Source organism: Clostridium sardiniense (genome assembly GCF_050584765.1).
GTDB lineage: Bacteria > Bacillota > Clostridia > Clostridiales > Clostridiaceae > Clostridium > Clostridium sardiniense_A.
The window spans coordinates 1,175,653-1,192,076 of the sequence record NZ_JBNOOR010000001.1 but is presented as its reverse complement, the minus strand read 5'-3'; the positions used below and the strand labels follow the sequence as shown (position 1 = coordinate 1,192,076).

Genomic DNA, 16,424 nt, shown 5'->3' with positions numbered 1-16,424 from the left:
TTAAGTCCTCCACTTCTACACCTATTTAGTTAAATCAACTGATACTACTTTAGAAACTCCCTTTTCTTCCATTGTAACACCATACATAACATCACTTACTTCCATAGTTCCTTTTCTATGAGTAATTACTATAAATTGAATATCCTTTTCTGAAAATTTCTTTAAAAATTCTGCATATCTATATACATTTGCATCATCAAGTGCAGCTTCAATTTCATCTAATATACAGAAAGGAGTTGGCTTCATTTTAAGTATACCAAAAAGTAAGGCTATTGCAGACAATACTTTTTCTCCACCAGACATTAAATTAATATTTTGAAGGTTCTTTCCAGGTGGCATTACATTTATCTCTATATTAGCTGTAAGTTCATCACCTTCCCCTAATATAAGCTCTGCAGTTCCACCTTTAAATAATTCTTTAAATGTTTCATCAAAGTTTTTATTTAAAATTTTAAAATTCTCTTTAAATATTGCTTTCATTTTTAGAGTCATTTCTTGTATAACTGAAATAAGCTCTTCTTTAGCCTTCTCTAAATCCTGTTCTTGCGTAGACATAAACTCATACTTTTCACTAACTTCTTCATATTCTGAAATCGCTGCAAGGTTTACAGTTCCTAAAGCTGATATTCTTCTTTTAATTGAATTTATGTTGTCCTTGAAGGCCATGATATTTTCAATAGGCTTTGCAATTTCAAGAGCTTCTACATAAGTTAAATCCATCTCTTCATTAAGCTTTTTAAAGTGATTTTCTATTTCCATCTCACTTTTAGCTTTAAGAATCTCTCTTCTATTAAACTCGCCTTCTTCTTTATTTATTATCTCTCTCATTTCAGTAATTAAACTATCAATTTTTCTAAAATCTTCTTTAAGAGAACCTTTTTTAATTTCGTCTTCTTTAAATATTTCTTCTAACTCTTCTAATCTTTTAGTATTCTCTTTTATTAGATTTAAGCTATCTTCAATATCACTTTTAGATTTTTCTATACCTTTTAAAGAATCTTCATTTTCCTTTTGAATTTCTATAATTTTTAAATTACTCTCTTTTAATTCAATATCTTTTCTTGATATATCATTAATTTTACTTTGAAGTACTTCATTTATAGAGGCTCTATTTATTCTAGCCTCTGTTAATTCATTATTACACTTTTGAATATACGTTTTTTCTTTATTTAAAATATTTTCAAGTTCAATTTCTCTTTCTTTATTTAAAGAATTTTCACTTGCTAATTCTTTAAGATTTCTCTCATATTCATTTAAGCGCTCTTTTAAAGAAGATATATCTAAATCAATCTTAGATTCTTCATTTTGAGATGATACTAATGTATCCCTTAATTTCTTAATTTGATTTTCTAAGTTTGATAACTCAGTTTTATTTGTAGCCATCTCTATTTTTATTCCATGTATTTTATCTGTATCATTTAAAATTGATTCATCTATAATTTTTCTTTCACTATTTATTTTTTCTATTTCTTTTGATATCTCTTTTAATTTTTCTTTTCCTGTGGTAATTCTATTTTCAATTTCTTCAATTTCTCTTTTTCTACTTAATATATTTGAGGTTTTACCCTTTATACTACCTCCAGTTAGTGCCCCTCCTGCATTTAAAACTTCACCTTCTAAAGTTACAATTTTATGCTTATATCCTGTTATCTTTGCAATTTTGAAAGCACTATCCATATTAGAACAAATTAAAGTTCTTCCAAGAACGTAGTCAATAACCCTAGTGTACTTATTATCAAATTCAATTATTTCTGATGCTATACCTAAATACCCATCTATATCTTTTACTCTATTATCAACACTAATTCTCTTTCCATTTATTATGTTAAGAGGCAGGAAGGTAATTCTTCCTAGCTTATTGCTTTTTAAATATCCAATTAAGTCTTTAGCAATTTTTTCTGTTTCTGTGATAACATTTGAAATTGACCCACCAAGAGCTGTTTCTATTGCCTGCTCATATCCTTTAGGAACATCAAAAACTTCCCCTAAAACATTTATATTTTCAGTATGTGGAGTAAGCTTTTTATATACTCTATCCATTAAATTTTTAAGAGATCTATTATATCCCTCATACTGGTTTTCAAGGTCTTCAAGCATAGATTTATTAGCCTCGAGCTTACTTATAGCTATATTAGCTCCCTTAGATTCATTTTCTTTTTTAAGTAAATTATTATTAAGTCTTGATAGTGTTTGCTTACTTGAAGAAACCTTTTCTCTTAATATTTCAAATTCTTTTTCTTCTGATTCTATTTTTAAAGTTAATCCATTTATGCTAGCTTTGTTAATATTTATGTTACTATTAACACTTTCAAGGGAATTCTTTATCCTATTTTTTCGTTCTTCTTTATTTTTTATTTCACTACTTATTTCTGTTATCTTATTTTTTATAGAAGAATTTCCTCTAAGTAATTCTAGCTCACTATTTTTTAAGTTCTTAAGTTCTAATTCAAATTCCTTTATCTTTAAACTAAGATTTTTATTCTTTTCTTCAAGCGTAGTAATCTCTTCTTCTCTAGATTTTTGTTCCTCTTTTTTTGCAGATAACTCTTTTTCTAAGATTTCTTTTTCTTTATGTATATCTTTAACTTTATTATTAAGTCCATACTCTTCAAATTTATTTTTTTCAATAGTTTTATTTAAATTATTTATTCTTTCATTAAATAATTCAATATCACTATTAGCTTTTGTTATATCTTCCTTTTTAGTAAAGTACTCAAGTTTCTTATCAGTAGTTTTACTCTCAAGTTCTTCAAGCTTTTCTTCTATACTTTTTAATGTTTCTCTTTTATTCTTTAATCCATCTCTTTTAACATTTAAATCTTTTTCTCTTTTTTCTAGTTCTTCATTAAAAGCCTTTAGTTCATTTTCAACAAATTTTATATTACTTACAATTAAAGAAACTTCCTTTTCTTTAAGCTCCTCAGATAAATCATTAAATTTTAAAGCTTTTTCTCTCTCTACTCTTAAAGGTTCTAATCTTTCTTCATAAGTAGATATAATATCTCTTATTCTGATTAAGTTTTCATCAGTATTAGATAACTTCTTCTCAGCCTCATTTTTTCTCCACTTATATTTAACAATCCCAGCAGCCTCTTCAAGAAGTGCTCTTCTATCCTCTGGTCTCCCACTTAGGATTGCTTCAATTTTACCTTGTCCAATAAGTGAATAGCCCTCTTTACCAATCCCTGTATCCATAAAAAGACTTGTTATATCCTTAAGTCTACATTTACTATTATTTATAAGATATTCAGTTTCTCCTGATCTAAATATCCTTCTAGTTACAGTTACTTCATTATAATCAGTTGAAAGGACTTCATCTGAATTATCTAAAGTAAGAGAAACCTGTGCAAGTCCAACTGGTTTTCTGTACTGAGTTCCGGCAAAGATTACATCCTCCATCTTGCCACCTCTAAGTGTCTTGACACTTTGTTCTCCAAGGACCCATCTTACTGCATCTGAAATATTACTCTTTCCACTGCCGTTAGGTCCTACAACCGCTGTAACCCCTTTCCTAAATTTAAGTTCTGTTTTATCGGCGAAGGATTTAAACCCTCTTACTTCTAAAGATTTTAAAAACAACCATTCCACTCCCTATGCTATATAAATATCGGTACTAAGGATATTAAAAATACTAAAACTAAAAATACCGCAAGTGCAATTTGCATCTTCTCTCTTGTTTTTTTTCTCATATAAATCACCTCTGAATTTAGTATATATTAAACTCTTTAAATTATTTAACAAAACGAGAGTTTCCTCTCGCTTTATTAAATACTTATTTGCTTTTCTGTATCATCTTTAAGTATTAGTATACCTCGTGTAACCTCATCAGTTATTTTTACAGTTACATTATATCCATCTTCTTTTAACTTATTAAAATAAGACTTTTTATTGGCATAAAGTTTACTTACATCCTTATTATTTATTAAGATTTCAAAAGACTTACTACTTACTTTATCTCTAATCTTATCTAAAATCAAGCTACTTTCAACAAGTTCTCTAAAGGCAGGATGGAATGGACCATCTATTATATCTCCACCTTCATTTATTGTTTCTGTAGGTTGAAGTCCTATTCTAATAACATTTATACCTTTTTCATTAAACATGCTGTATATCTTTTTACTAACTTCAACTGCCATATCTAATGTATATGGAGAATATTCTCCTCTCTTATACATAACTTCCATAGGCGTATCTTTAATAACAAGTGAAGGATATATCCTTACTATCTCTGGCTCCATTTTTATTGAGTCAATAGCACTCTTTATATCTTTTTCTGGATTTGACTTAGGAAGACCAGGCATTAATTGATGTCCTAAGGTTATTCCATATTTCTTAATAAGCTTAGATGCATTAATTACATCTAATACGCTATGTCCTCTTCCAGATGCTATTAATACTTCTTCATCTAATGACTGAATTCCAAGTTCAATTATGTCAACATCATAATCTTTTAAATAGCTTAATATATAATCATTTATATAGTCAGGTCTTGTAGACATTCTAATTTTGCTTACTATCCCAAGTTCCTTATACCTTTTAGCAACTTCAAGCAACTCTCTTTGCTTTTCTTCTCTTATTGCTGTAAATGTACCTCCAAAGAAAGAAACTTCTATAGTCGCTTCCTTGTTTTGTATAGTTTCATAATATTCTTCAATAATATTTTTAACCTTTTCTCCATCAACTCTATCCTTTACCCCTGTTATTCTGTCTTGATTACAAAATACACAGTTATGAGGACACCCTTCGTGTGGTACAAATATTGGTATAATATAGTGGTTTTTACTCATTTATTACCCCCATCTTTTCTAATGCTTGTTTTGCTGAAGCCTGTTCTGCTTCTTTTTTAGAAAATCCTTCACCTTCTCCCATACACTCATTATTTATAAGTACTTTAGTGAAGAACTTTCTTCTGTGAGGTGGTCCCTCAAACTTTACTAAATCATATATTATGTTCACTTCACCATTCTTTTGAAGATGTTCTTGAAGCTTAGTTTTAAAATCTAATATAATTTTATTTTCTATAGCCTTATCTATTATATCTCTAAATTGATTTAATATAAATTCTCTAGTAAATTCTAGTCCTTTATCTAAATATATAGCAGCTAGAACCGCCTCCACAGCATCTGCTTGTATTGATGTTCTATTTCTTCCTCCAGTAAGTTCTTCGCCCTTACTCATTCTAATATAATTACCTAGATCAAGCTTCTTAGCTATTTCAAATAAGGAATTTTCACATACTATAAGACTTCTAATCTTTGTAAGTTCCCCTTCAGCCTTATCTAAATAATTTTTAAATAAATACTCTGTTATACATAATTGTAGTACAGAATCTCCTAAAAATTCTAATCTTTCATTGTATTCTGTGTCTTTATATTGATTTGCGAAGGAACTATGTGTAAGTGCCTTCTTTAAATAACTTAGATTAGTGAACTTAACACCAAGTGCGCTTTGAAACTCTTTCAATTTTAATTTATTCATTTTTCTACACTCCTCTAAGTTTATTCTTCAGTTTGCTCCAGTTAAACAAATTCAAGAATAAACTATTTCTTTTAAAATATAAAAACCCCGCATTTGGGCGGGATTTTATTATTCTTCAACATGGTTTTTTACGTACTCTACAACATCTCCAACTGTTTTGAATCCCTCAACGTCTTCATCTGGAATTTCCATATCTAATTCATCTTCTAGTGCCATTATTAATTCTACAATGTCTAGTGAATCTGCATTAAGGTCATCAACGAATGATGAATCTAATGTAATTTCATCAGCATCTACGCTTAATTTTTCTGCTATAATTTCTTGAATTTTTTCAAACATATTATCACCTCCTGAAATCCTTCCCTTAGATAATATTATATATTAAATATACAGTCAATATTCTACTAAAATAAATTTTAATTATTTTGTCCTAATTCTACTTTTATTTTATCTATTACTTTTCCTTCATGGAATATTTTTGTTTGTCTTATAGCGTTTTTAAAAGCCTTCCCATCTGAGCTTCCATGCGCTTTAATACATATTCCATCTACTCCTAAAAATGGTGCTCCACCAACTTCTTTATAGTCAAACTTAACCATAAGCTTTTTAAAGACAGGTTTAAGTAAAGCTGCGCCTAATTTTGATAGTGCTGAAGCTTCCATGATGTGATCTTTAATAATTCCAAGTAAGTTCATAGCAGCACCTTCATAAAGTTTAAGTGCAGTATTACCTACAAATCCATCACATACTAATACATCTACATCTCCTGTAGGTATATCTCTAGGTTCAACGTTTCCAACAAAATTCATATCCTCTTCTTTAAGAAGTTTATATGTGGCTTTTGTAAGTTCATTCCCCTTTTCTTCTTCAGCTCCAATATTTATTAATCCAACTGATGGATTATTTTTCTTAAAGACACTTTCATAATATATCTTTCCCATTTTAGCAAATTGAACAAGATAACCTGGTTTACAATCAACATTAGCTCCAGCATCTATTATCATAAAGCTGCCTCTTCTACCTGGCATAATAGGTGCAAGAGATGGTCTCTCTACTCCTTTTATTCTTCCAACAATAAGAGTACAACCAGCTAAAAACGCTCCAGTACTTCCTGCTGATATGATCCCTTCGCATTCTCCAGATTTAACTAAATTTAAAGCCTTTACTATACTTGAATCCTTTTTTCTTCTAAGTGCCATAACCGGATGTTCATTAGTGCTTATAACTTCGCTAGCATCTACTATAGTCACTTTATCCTTTGGATAAGTATGCTTATTAAATTCTGCTTCTATTTTATCTTTTGGTCCTGTTATATAGATTTCCATGTCATTATGCTCTTTTAAAGCCTCTACAACGCCTTCTACAACAGCCATAGGTGCATTATCTCCACCCATTCCATCTATTGCTATCTTCATCTAATTTCACCCCTTTTTTTCTTTGTATATAAAGAAAAGAAAGTCATAAGACTTTCTTTTATTCTGCTGAAGATATTACTTCTTTACTCTTATAATATCCACAGCTCTTGCATACTCTATGAGCAAGCTTCATTTCGTGGCATTGTGGACATTCAACTATTCCTGGTAAGCTCGCTTTAAAAGTTTGAGCTCTTCTTGAATCTCTCTTTGCTCTATAAGTTTTTCTTGCTGGATTTCCCATGCTTACACCTCCTTATTATCAAGCAGTGCCTTAAGACCTGCTAATCTTACATCAATATCTTCACTATTACAAGTGCATTTTTCGATGTTAAGATTTTTACCACAACTGTGGCAAAGGCCTTTGCATTTTTCACTACAAAGTCTTTTAATCGGTAAGGTTGAAATTATTTCTCTTTCAATAAAATCTGTGAGATCTAATTCATCACTCTTTACAAATGTTACATCATCACTAGCTGATTCGTCAACATTTGTAAACCTTTCTTCTATTTCAAAATCTATTGGATAGATAAAGGTATCTAAACATCTTGAACAAGCAATCTTAAGCTTTGTTCTAACATGTAGGCTAACTACAAGCTCTCTTTCTTTTGAAGATACTACTCCTTCAACAGAAACATTTGATGCTGGCTCAATTAATTCACCTTCAAAGTGAAAATTGTCCATCTCAAATTCGTAGTTAATACTTTTTTCTCTTTCTCTTTTTGAGTAAAGGCTAGAAAATTGTAATTTCATAATCTTCATGCTCTGGAAAAATTCCTCGTACCATAAGGTACATTATGTCAATTTATATCGACATAGCTCGAGCGAAAGCGCTTTTTTCACCCCTTAGCTTAAAATATTTACTGAACAAACACAATTTATTATATAAAGGGGTGAATGAAAAGTCAAGAAAATTTATTAATATTTACTATTTTATTAGGTCTAAAGTCTCTTTTGCTATCATTAATTCTTCATTTGTTGCAATAACATAAGCCTTAACTTTAGAACCATCTTTTGATATTTCATTTATATCTGCTCTAATAGCATTCTTTTCTTTATCTATTTCAACTCCAAGGAATTCTAAACCTTCTAAAACGCCTTCTCTAGTTTCCTTAGAATTTTCTCCTATACCTGCTGTAAATACTATAACATCAACTCCACCCATAGCAGCAGCATATGCTCCTATTTGTTTCTTTATGCTATAGAAGAATACATCTTTAGTAAGGATTGCTCTCTCTTCTTTTCTATCAAAAGCAGCATCACGAATATCTCTAAAATCTGAGCTTAATTCTGATATTCCAAGTAATCCTGATTTTTTATTAAGCATTGTATTAACTTCATCAGCAGTGTAATTTAATTCACTCATTAAGTATGTTAAGATTGCAGGATCTATGTTTCCTGATCTTGTACCCATAACTATTCCTTCAAGTGGAGTGAATCCCATTGAAGTATCTATTGATTTACCGCCATCTACAGCTGTTAATGAACCACCATTACCTAAATGACAAGTTATTATCTTTAAGTCCTCTATGTTCTTATTCATAACTTCTGCAACTTTTCTTGAAACATACTTATGAGAAGTTCCGTGGAACCCGTATCTTCTTATTCCATGTTTTTCGTATAATTCATATGGAATAGCATAAGTAAATGCTTTAGCTGGCATTGTTTGATGGAAAGCTGTATCAAATACAACTGACATTGGTGTGTTTGGCATTAACGCTTTACAAGCTTCAATACCTATTATATTTGGTGGATTATGAAGCGGTGCAAGTTTCACACACTCTTCTAAATACTTCATTACTTCATCATCAACTAATACTGATTTTGAGTATTTCTCTCCACCGTGAACAACTCTATGTCCTACAGCTGAGATTTCATCCATTGACTTAATAACGCCATTCTCTTCATCAACTAATGCACCTAAAACTAATTTTATAGCATCTTTATGATCTTGCATCGGTTGCTCTATTATATATTTATTTCTTCCCTCAACTTTTTGAGTAAGAATTGATCCCTCTATTCCTATTCTTTCTACTAAACCTTGCGCTAAAACTCCTTCGTTAGCCATGTTTATTAATTGGTATTTCAATGAAGAACTTCCACAATTTATTACTAAAATTTTCATCTTGAAAACTCCCTTCTAAACTCACTGTAAACTTTTTGTTAATATTAATTTAACTTAATATTATTTTGAAGCTTGCGCTTGAACTGCTGTTAAAGCAACAACATTAACTATATCTTCTGAACTACAACCTCTTGATAAGTCGTTTATTGGTTTTGCAAATCCTTGGCACACTGGTCCTATAGCTTCTGCATTTGCAAATCTTTGAACTAACTTATATCCTATGTTACCAGCTTGTAAATCTGGGAATATTAATACATTAGCATTACCTGCAACATTACTGTTTGGAGCTTTTTGGTCAGCTACTTTTTGTACTATAGCAGCATCTAATTGCATTTCTCCATCTATTTGTAAATCAGGTCTTAATTCTTTTGCTCTTTCAGTTGCAATTCTAACTTTATCAACAACCTCATGATCTGCACTTCCCATTGTTGAGAATGAAAGCATTGCTACTTTTGGATCCATTTTGCAAAGGTTCTTTGCAGTTTCAGCTGTAGCTATTGCAATTGCAGCTAATTGTTCTGAGTTTGGATTTGGGTTAACTGCACAGTCTGAGAATAAAAGCATACCTTCTTCTCCATATTTTGATCCAGGTACAAGCATTATAAAGAAACTTGATACTACTGAAACTCCTGGTGCAGTTTTTATTATTTGAAGACCTGGTCTTAAAAGATCTCCAGTCGTATGAACAGCTCCTGAAACCATTCCGTCAGCATCATCTAATTTTACCATCATTGTAGCAAAATAAAGAGGATCTCTAACTATTCTTTCAGCCTTTTCCATTGTCATACCTTTATTTTTTCTTAATTCATAAAAAGCTTCTATGTATTTGTTAAGGTTAGGTGAAACTTCTGGATCTATTATCTCTACTCCTTTAAGTTCAACACCTTGCTCCTTACCAGCTTTTAATATTTCTTCTTTATTACCAACTAGCATTGGTATAGCTATTCCCTCTTCAGCTATTTTTTGAGCAGCAACTACTGTTCTAGCCTCATTTCCTTCAGGAAGAACTATCTTCTTTTTGTCAGCTTTAGCAGCCTCCCATATCTTGTTCATAAGTTCCATGTTCATTTCTCCTTTCAAAGATCCGTGTATATCTCCATATACTACTATACTCCTAAATGATGGCGATTTTCAACCTCTAAGCTCTATTTTTTTTCCTAATACTTGAATTCAATAGATTTGAAATAATACAAATTTTCTGAATAATAACCTCTCCACCTTTAAACGTGCCATTTTATTTTTTTTATGCTATACTTATGAATATTCTTTATTTTTAGGAGGATTATTCATATGAATTTAACAGGAATTATCACAGAATATAATCCATTCCATTTAGGGCATAAATATCACTTAACAAAAGCGATTGAGGATACAAATGCCGATGGAATAGTTTCTGTAATGAGTGGGAATTTTATGCAAAGGGGAAACCCAGCAATTATAGATAAATATAATAGAGCAAAAATGGCTGTTTTAAATGGTGTTGATCTTGTACTAGAACTTCCATTAGTATATTCATTATCTTCGGCTGAAAATTTTGCTTATGGAGGTGTTAAACTATTAAATTCTTTAAATTGTATTAATAATATATACTTTGGTAGTGAAAGCGGCAAAATAGAAGATTTGGTTAGCATTGCACAAATCTTAAAAGATGAACCTCAAGATTATAGAGATAGCCTAAAAATAGAATTAGATAAAGGATTGCCATTCCATACGGCTAGGGTTAATGCTTTAAATTCTATATTATTATCTTCAAATATTAGCGAAATATTATCAAATTCTAATAATATTCTAGCTATTGAGTATATAAAGGCATTACTTAAATTAAATAGCGATATTAAACCTTTCACTTTAAAGAGAGAAGGTAGTAATTATAATGATATTTCCTTAAATAAGACATTCTCTTCTGCAACTTCAATTAGAGAGACTTTAAAAGATAATTTTGATATAAATATTATTAAAAACTCTATTCCAACTGAAAGCCTAAAAGTAATAAATGAACTTAACGAAAAAAATTATAATTTTGTTTTTGAAGAGTCTTTATTTCCATTTTTAAAATATAAACTTTTAACAAATGGAGAAAGCATCAAATCAATAGCCGATGTATCCGAAGGCCTTGATAATAAAATTTTAAAAGAAATAATCAATTGTAATTCATTAAAAGATCTTATATTAAAATCAAAAAGTAAAAGATATACTTACACTAGAATATCTAGAATACTTTCTAAAGTTTTTATAGGCTTTGAAAACTTCCCTATAGAAGAAATTCAAACTTCCGATATAACATATATAAGACCTCTAGCTTTTAATGAAAAGGGAGCAAAAATACTAAAATCAATTAAAGAAAATAGTGAAATAAATATATTAACTAAATTTCCTAGACACATTTCTAATAATATGCTTCAATTAGACCTTCAAGGTACAAAGGCATACTCATTATTAAATAACTCAATTTCACCTATGGAGGATTATTTTAAAACTCCTTATATTTATAGAAGAATTTAACTTAGTTTTGTGCATATAAATACTATTGATGGGAGTGATTTCATGAATAGTATTTTTATTTTATGGATATTTATATTTATTTTTACATTTATACTGCTTAAGCTAACTAATATTAAAAAAAATTATATTTTTTGTTTTGTTATTACCGTATTAATTGTTCTGTTTGTAGTTAATATCGAATCTTCTATCCAAGCTGCCATAGAAGGTTGTAAGCTTTCTTTTAAAGCTATTGTACCCACTGTTTTTTCTTTTTCGCTAATTTGTAATTTACTTATTTCCTATGATGGAATATCACTGTACTCTAATATACTAGGCCCCCTTGTGTGTAGACCCCTTAAACTTTCTTCTAACTGTTCTTTTCCTATAGTAGCAAGTATGTTATGCGGATACCCATTAGGTGCAAAATACAGTTCAGATATTTATGAATTAGGATATATAGAAAAAAAAGAATATTTTAGATTAGTTAATATAGCTTCAAATGCAGGACCAATATTTCTTCTAGGTTCTGTTGGTGCAACTTTACTGGGTAATCCTAAATATGGTTACTTCCTTCTTATAAGCAATTACTTATCACTTTTCTTTATTGCACTTTTAACAATAAAAAAATCTTCCTCTAATAATAATTATAAGAAGAAGATTTCAAAAAGTTCTAATGTGAATTTTGGACTTGCAATTGATGAGGCAATTAAAAACGCAATTAATACCACATTAGCAGTCTCTGGCTATGTGGTAGCATTCTCTGTAATTATATCTATACTTAAAAATAGTTCATTAATAAGTAGTACATTCTATAATATAGAAACTTTTTTAAACATACCAAAAAACGCCTTATACGGAACATTTTTAGGAAGCATTGAAATGACAAATGGTTGTAATATAATAGCTTCAAGTGACCTTTCAATACACCTTAAATTATCCATAATAAGCTTTTTTGCATCATTTTCCGGTTTATCCGCTATTGCACAAACATCATCATTCATGAGTAAAAATAATGTTTCTATGATTAAATATATGTTTTTAAAGCTTGTACAAGGCTTATTTAGCTTTATAGTAAGTTTTTGCTTATCAAATATTATTTTCAAAACTACAGAAACCTCATCACTTATAACATCAACTAATTTATATAAAAATCTATTTATGTATGCAATACCAATACTAATATTTTTATCAATTCCTTTAGTTTTAAAGTTTTTAAGAAAAATATTAGTTCATATCTCTTAATTCTTTAATATTTTCTTTTACAATGGAGCATGCTTCTGTAAGGTTTTGATCGATTTCTTTTGCTGTATCTTCAAAACTTATTTGAAGTGATTTAATAAGCTCCATCTTCTTTTTTTCCATTTCTTTATCAAGCTCTGATAATATTTCATCAGCATAATCTCTAGCGCCAACTCTTATCTTTTTAGCATCTCTTTTTGCTGAGGCTAAAATTTCTTGACCTCTGATTTTCGCTTCTTTGACTATATCATGATTCTCAACATTTTGTCTCATAAGATGCATTGTTTCTTCTTTTACTGAATCATATTCTCTCTTAGCCTCTGTAAGTATTCTATCTCTTTCATTCATTACCCATTGAGCTTTTTTAAATTGATCTGGCAGATAATTTATTATTTGATCTATAACGCTTATAAATTCCTTTTTATCTACCATAGCTTTTCCACTCATAGGTACCTTTGGTGAATTATCTACAAGGTCTTGTAGATATTCTAAAAGCTCAACAATATTAATTTCTTGTTTGTCCATTTACAACACCTCTATCATCCCTGTTAATCTTTCTTTCAATATCATCAATAATATTACTTGGAACTAATCCCTCAATACTTCCTCCAAATTTAGCTACTTGCTTAACCGCTGATGAGCTTACAAATGAAGTTTCAGTAGCAGTTGCCATGAATAAAGTTTCGACTTCTTTATCTAATTTGTTATTCATTAAAGCCATTTGTAATTCATATTCGAAATCCATTACTGTTCTAAGCCCTTTTAATATTATATTAGTTTCTTTTTGCTTAAGTAAATCTATAAGTAATCCTTCAAAACTTATAACTTCAACATTTTCAATTCCTTGAGTAGCCTTTTTTATAAGTTCAACACGTTCTTTTATATCAAACAATCCCTTTTTCTCAACATTTATAAGAACGGCAACTATAATCTTATCAAATATTTTTGCCCCTCTTTCTATAACATCTAAATGTCCATTAGTTATTGGATCAAAGCTTCCAGGATATATTGCAGACTTCATTATTCTTCTCCTTGGATTTTATAGAAGCAAACTGTTGTATTTCCATATTTCTTACTTCTTGTAAGTTTAATATCTTCATATCCTTCATATATTTCTTCTATAGAATCTATTTTTGTAACTATTATTCCATCTTCATTTAACATATCATTTTCTTTAATTGTTTTTATTGCCTCTGGAATCATTTCCTTGCAGTAAGGTGGATCTATGAAAACTAAATCAAATCTTTTCCCCTTCTTTGCAAGCATCTTAAGACCTGCATACGCATCTATCTTTAATGGATGACAAAAATCTGTAAACTTAAGATTTTCAACATTTTCTTTTAATAGTGGGAAGGTTACTTCACTCTTATCAAATAAGTAGCACTCCTTAGCACCTCTGCTTGCCGCTTCTAGTCCTAAGCTTCCTGTTCCTGCAAAAACATCCACAACTGTTGCTTCTGGTATGTATCCTTGAATCATACTAAACATAGCTTCCTTTACTCTGTCTAAAGTTGGTCTTGTTTCGTATGTTGCTGGTGATAATATTTTACGTCCTCTTGCTTTTCCTGCTATTATTCTCACTATTTATATCCTCCTTAGTGCCATATATCTTTTATTCTATCATAATCAACTTTTTTATACAATTTATAATTAGTTAAAACATATATATTTACTACTTTTTTCTAAATTATTCTTTATTTCCCTTATTAATATTTTATTTTTTTCTGTATCATTTAATAAAATATTATTAGCTTCTTCTCTAGCTTTTATTAATATTTTCATATCATTATATAAATCTGCAAGTAAAAGCCCTTCATCACCACTTTGTCTCATTCCAAACATTTCACCTGAGCCTCTAAGTTTTAAATCTTGTTCTGATATATAAAAACCATCTGTTGATTCTGTAAGTATTTCCATTCTTCTTTTTGTATTTTCACTTTTTGCCTTTGCAATTAATATGCAATATGACTCATACTCTCCTCTACCTACTCTACCTCTTAACTGATGAAGCTGTGCCAAACCAAACCTTTCAGCGTTTTCAACAATCATAACTGATGCATTTGGAACATTTACTCCTACTTCTATAACAGTAGTTGATATTAAAACTTTAGTGTCTCCACTTTTAAACCTATTTATAATCTCATCTTTTTCTATACCTTTCATCTTTCCATGAAGATACTCAACCTTAACATCTTTAAAGATTCCATAATTTAATTTTTCATATACACTTTCAACTGAATTTAGTTGTTCTTTTTCATCTTCTTCAATAAGTGGGCATACAATATATACCTGTCTTCCCTTATTGATTTCACTAAGTGCTAATCTATAAGCGTTATCTCTTTCATCATCTTTAAAAAATCTTGTATCTATCTTCTTTCTACCAGGTGGTAATTCATCTATAGCTGATACATCTAAATCTGAGTAAACATAAAGTGCTAAAGTTCTAGGAATTGGAGTTGCTGTCATAACTAATACATCAGCTCTCTTTCCTTTATTAATAAGTCTACTTCTTTGTTCTACACCAAACCTATGTTGTTCATCAGTTACCGCAAGACCTAAGTTATTAAATTCAACGTCCTCTTGAATAAGTGCATGAGTTCCTATTACAAGTAAAGGTCCTTCTTCTTTTATTCTTTCCTTTATTCTTTTTTTCTCTTTCATAGATGTACTTCCAGTTAAAAGTTCAATTTCTATATTAAACCCTTCAAAGATCTTCTTAGCTTCTTTATAATGTTGATTTGCAAGAATTTCAGTAGGTGCCATAAATGCAGATTTATAACCATTTTTATAGGCATTAAAAATAGCAATTAAAGCAACTATAGTTTTACCAGAACCTACATCTCCCTGAACCAACCTATTCATTGGATATAAAGATTTTTGATCTTTTAATATAGCTCTTACAACTTTAGCCTGTGCATTTGTCAAACTATATGGAAGAGATTCTCTTAAATCGTTAAGTTCATCAGTCCAACTATATCCTATACCATTTTTTATTCTAACTTTTTGTTTAAGCATAAGTAATTTCATTGAGTATGTAAATAACTCCTGAAACTTTAATCTTTCAATAGCTCTCTCTAATTTATCTTTTCCTTTTGGAAAGTGAATTTCTCTAATAGATTCATCTAAAGAAATTAAATTATATTTTTTTAATATATCCAAAGGTAAATTTTCAGTTACAGTTATAGTATCTAAAACTTGCCCAACTATCTTTGCTAGAAAATTATTCGTAAGCTCACCTTTCAATGAATATTTAGGTATTATCTCACTTTTTAATGACTCATTTGAACCAATTTGAGGGTTTGTAATCTCAAGTGTATGTCCTACCTTTTTATATTTACCTAACAGATTATAAGTTTCACCTTTTCTAAATTTAGTTTTTATATAAGGTTGATTAAACCACTTCCCTATAACACTCATACCATTATAATTAAACTCTATATTTGTTATTATTTTACCTGTCTTTGTTCTAAAGTCCCCCTTTGACCTTACCATAGTACAGCTTAATATCTGTTTTTCATTTTCGTCTATCTCTTTTATACTACTGTTACCATTTATAAACTCATAGTCTCTTGGAAAATATAAAAGAAGATCAAGAACACTAAATATCCCAGCTTTATTAAGCCTCTCAGTAGCCTTGGGCCCTACCCCTTTTATATTATTTACTTCAGTGTAGATATTCATCCCTTTCC

Annotated in this window: 15 protein-coding genes; 2 read left to right on the top strand and 13 right to left on the bottom strand. The window is 29.7% G+C overall.

Annotated elements, in window-relative coordinates; translation table 11 throughout:
• Positions 1-21: 21 nt before the first annotated feature.
• The 9 genes from smc to pta all read right to left on the bottom strand — a co-directional run bounded on the left by smc (position 22) and on the right by pta (position 10,077).
• Complete coding sequence (gene smc / locus ACQPUW_RS05795; protein WP_430836534.1) at positions 22-3,579, bottom strand: chromosome segregation protein SMC; 3,558 nt, start codon at positions 3,577-3,579, stop codon at positions 22-24.
• A 185-nt stretch (positions 3,580-3,764) separates the two neighbouring features.
• Complete coding sequence (locus tag ACQPUW_RS05790; RefSeq protein WP_221860918.1) at positions 3,765-4,787, bottom strand: elongator complex protein 3; 1,023 nt, start codon at positions 4,785-4,787, stop codon at positions 3,765-3,767.
• Entirely contained in the window at positions 4,780-5,478 is a 699-nt protein-coding gene (gene rnc / locus ACQPUW_RS05785) for a ribonuclease III (protein WP_430836533.1), read from the bottom strand. The genes ACQPUW_RS05790 and rnc overlap by 8 nt, the downstream gene beginning before the upstream one ends.
• A gap of 108 nt (positions 5,479-5,586) precedes the next feature.
• The gene (acpP, locus tag ACQPUW_RS05780) at positions 5,587-5,817 is read right to left on the bottom strand and encodes an acyl carrier protein (protein WP_204595258.1); all 231 of its coding nucleotides are present in this window, start codon (positions 5,815-5,817) and stop codon (positions 5,587-5,589) included.
• A 77-nt stretch (positions 5,818-5,894) separates the two neighbouring features.
• The gene (gene plsX, locus ACQPUW_RS05775) at positions 5,895-6,893 is read right to left on the bottom strand and encodes a phosphate acyltransferase PlsX (protein WP_430834307.1); all 999 of its coding nucleotides are present in this window, start codon (positions 6,891-6,893) and stop codon (positions 5,895-5,897) included.
• A 58-nt stretch (positions 6,894-6,951) separates the two neighbouring features.
• Entirely contained in the window at positions 6,952-7,134 is a 183-nt protein-coding gene (rpmF, locus tag ACQPUW_RS05770) for a 50S ribosomal protein L32 (protein WP_430834309.1), read from the bottom strand.
• Between the two features lie 2 nt (positions 7,135-7,136).
• A complete protein-coding gene (locus ACQPUW_RS05765; protein ID WP_430836532.1) occupies positions 7,137-7,643 on the bottom strand; it encodes a YceD family protein in 507 nt (168 codons plus the stop codon).
• 175 nt (positions 7,644-7,818) lie between these two features.
• Positions 7,819-9,015, bottom strand: a complete 1,197-nt coding sequence (locus ACQPUW_RS05760) for an acetate/propionate family kinase (RefSeq protein WP_430836531.1) — start codon at positions 9,013-9,015, stop codon at positions 7,819-7,821.
• A gap of 60 nt (positions 9,016-9,075) precedes the next feature.
• Positions 9,076-10,077: a phosphate acetyltransferase gene (gene pta / locus ACQPUW_RS05755; RefSeq protein ID WP_430836530.1), complete on the bottom strand. Its 1,002-nt coding sequence runs from the start codon at positions 10,075-10,077 to the stop codon at positions 9,076-9,078.
• 228 nt (positions 10,078-10,305) lie between these two features.
• Here pta and ACQPUW_RS05750 point away from each other — a divergent pair, with 228 nt between their 5' ends.
• Together ACQPUW_RS05750 and ylbJ are read left to right on the top strand one after the other, a co-directional pair.
• Positions 10,306-11,517: a nucleotidyltransferase gene (locus tag ACQPUW_RS05750; protein WP_430836529.1), complete on the top strand. Its 1,212-nt coding sequence runs from the start codon at positions 10,306-10,308 to the stop codon at positions 11,515-11,517.
• 42 nt (positions 11,518-11,559) lie between these two features.
• Positions 11,560-12,738, top strand: coding sequence for a sporulation integral membrane protein YlbJ (gene ylbJ / locus ACQPUW_RS05745; RefSeq protein WP_430836528.1), 1,179 nt, complete (start codon positions 11,560-11,562; stop codon positions 12,736-12,738).
• Here ylbJ and ACQPUW_RS05740 read toward each other — a convergent pair.
• The 4 genes from ACQPUW_RS05740 to recG all read right to left on the bottom strand — a co-directional run bounded on the left by ACQPUW_RS05740 (position 12,721) and on the right by recG (position 16,416).
• Positions 12,721-13,260 carry an ATPase gene (locus ACQPUW_RS05740; RefSeq protein WP_430836527.1) on the bottom strand — a complete coding sequence of 180 codons (540 nt, stop codon included), beginning with the start codon at positions 13,258-13,260 and terminating at the stop codon, positions 12,721-12,723. The two genes, ylbJ and ACQPUW_RS05740, sit on opposite strands and share 18 nt — an antisense overlap.
• A complete protein-coding gene (gene coaD, locus ACQPUW_RS05735; RefSeq protein WP_430836526.1) occupies positions 13,241-13,756 on the bottom strand; it encodes a pantetheine-phosphate adenylyltransferase in 516 nt (171 codons plus the stop codon). The genes ACQPUW_RS05740 and coaD overlap by 20 nt, the downstream gene beginning before the upstream one ends.
• Positions 13,756-14,316 carry a 16S rRNA (guanine(966)-N(2))-methyltransferase RsmD gene (rsmD, locus tag ACQPUW_RS05730; RefSeq protein ID WP_430836525.1) on the bottom strand — a complete coding sequence of 187 codons (561 nt, stop codon included), beginning with the start codon at positions 14,314-14,316 and terminating at the stop codon, positions 13,756-13,758. Before rsmD ends, coaD begins: the two co-directional genes overlap by 1 nt.
• A 69-nt stretch (positions 14,317-14,385) precedes the next feature.
• Positions 14,386-16,416 (bottom strand): ATP-dependent DNA helicase RecG, encoded by a 2,031-nt coding sequence (recG, locus tag ACQPUW_RS05725; RefSeq protein WP_430836524.1) that lies wholly within the window; start codon positions 16,414-16,416, stop codon positions 14,386-14,388.
• Positions 16,417-16,424: the final 8 nt, after the last annotated feature.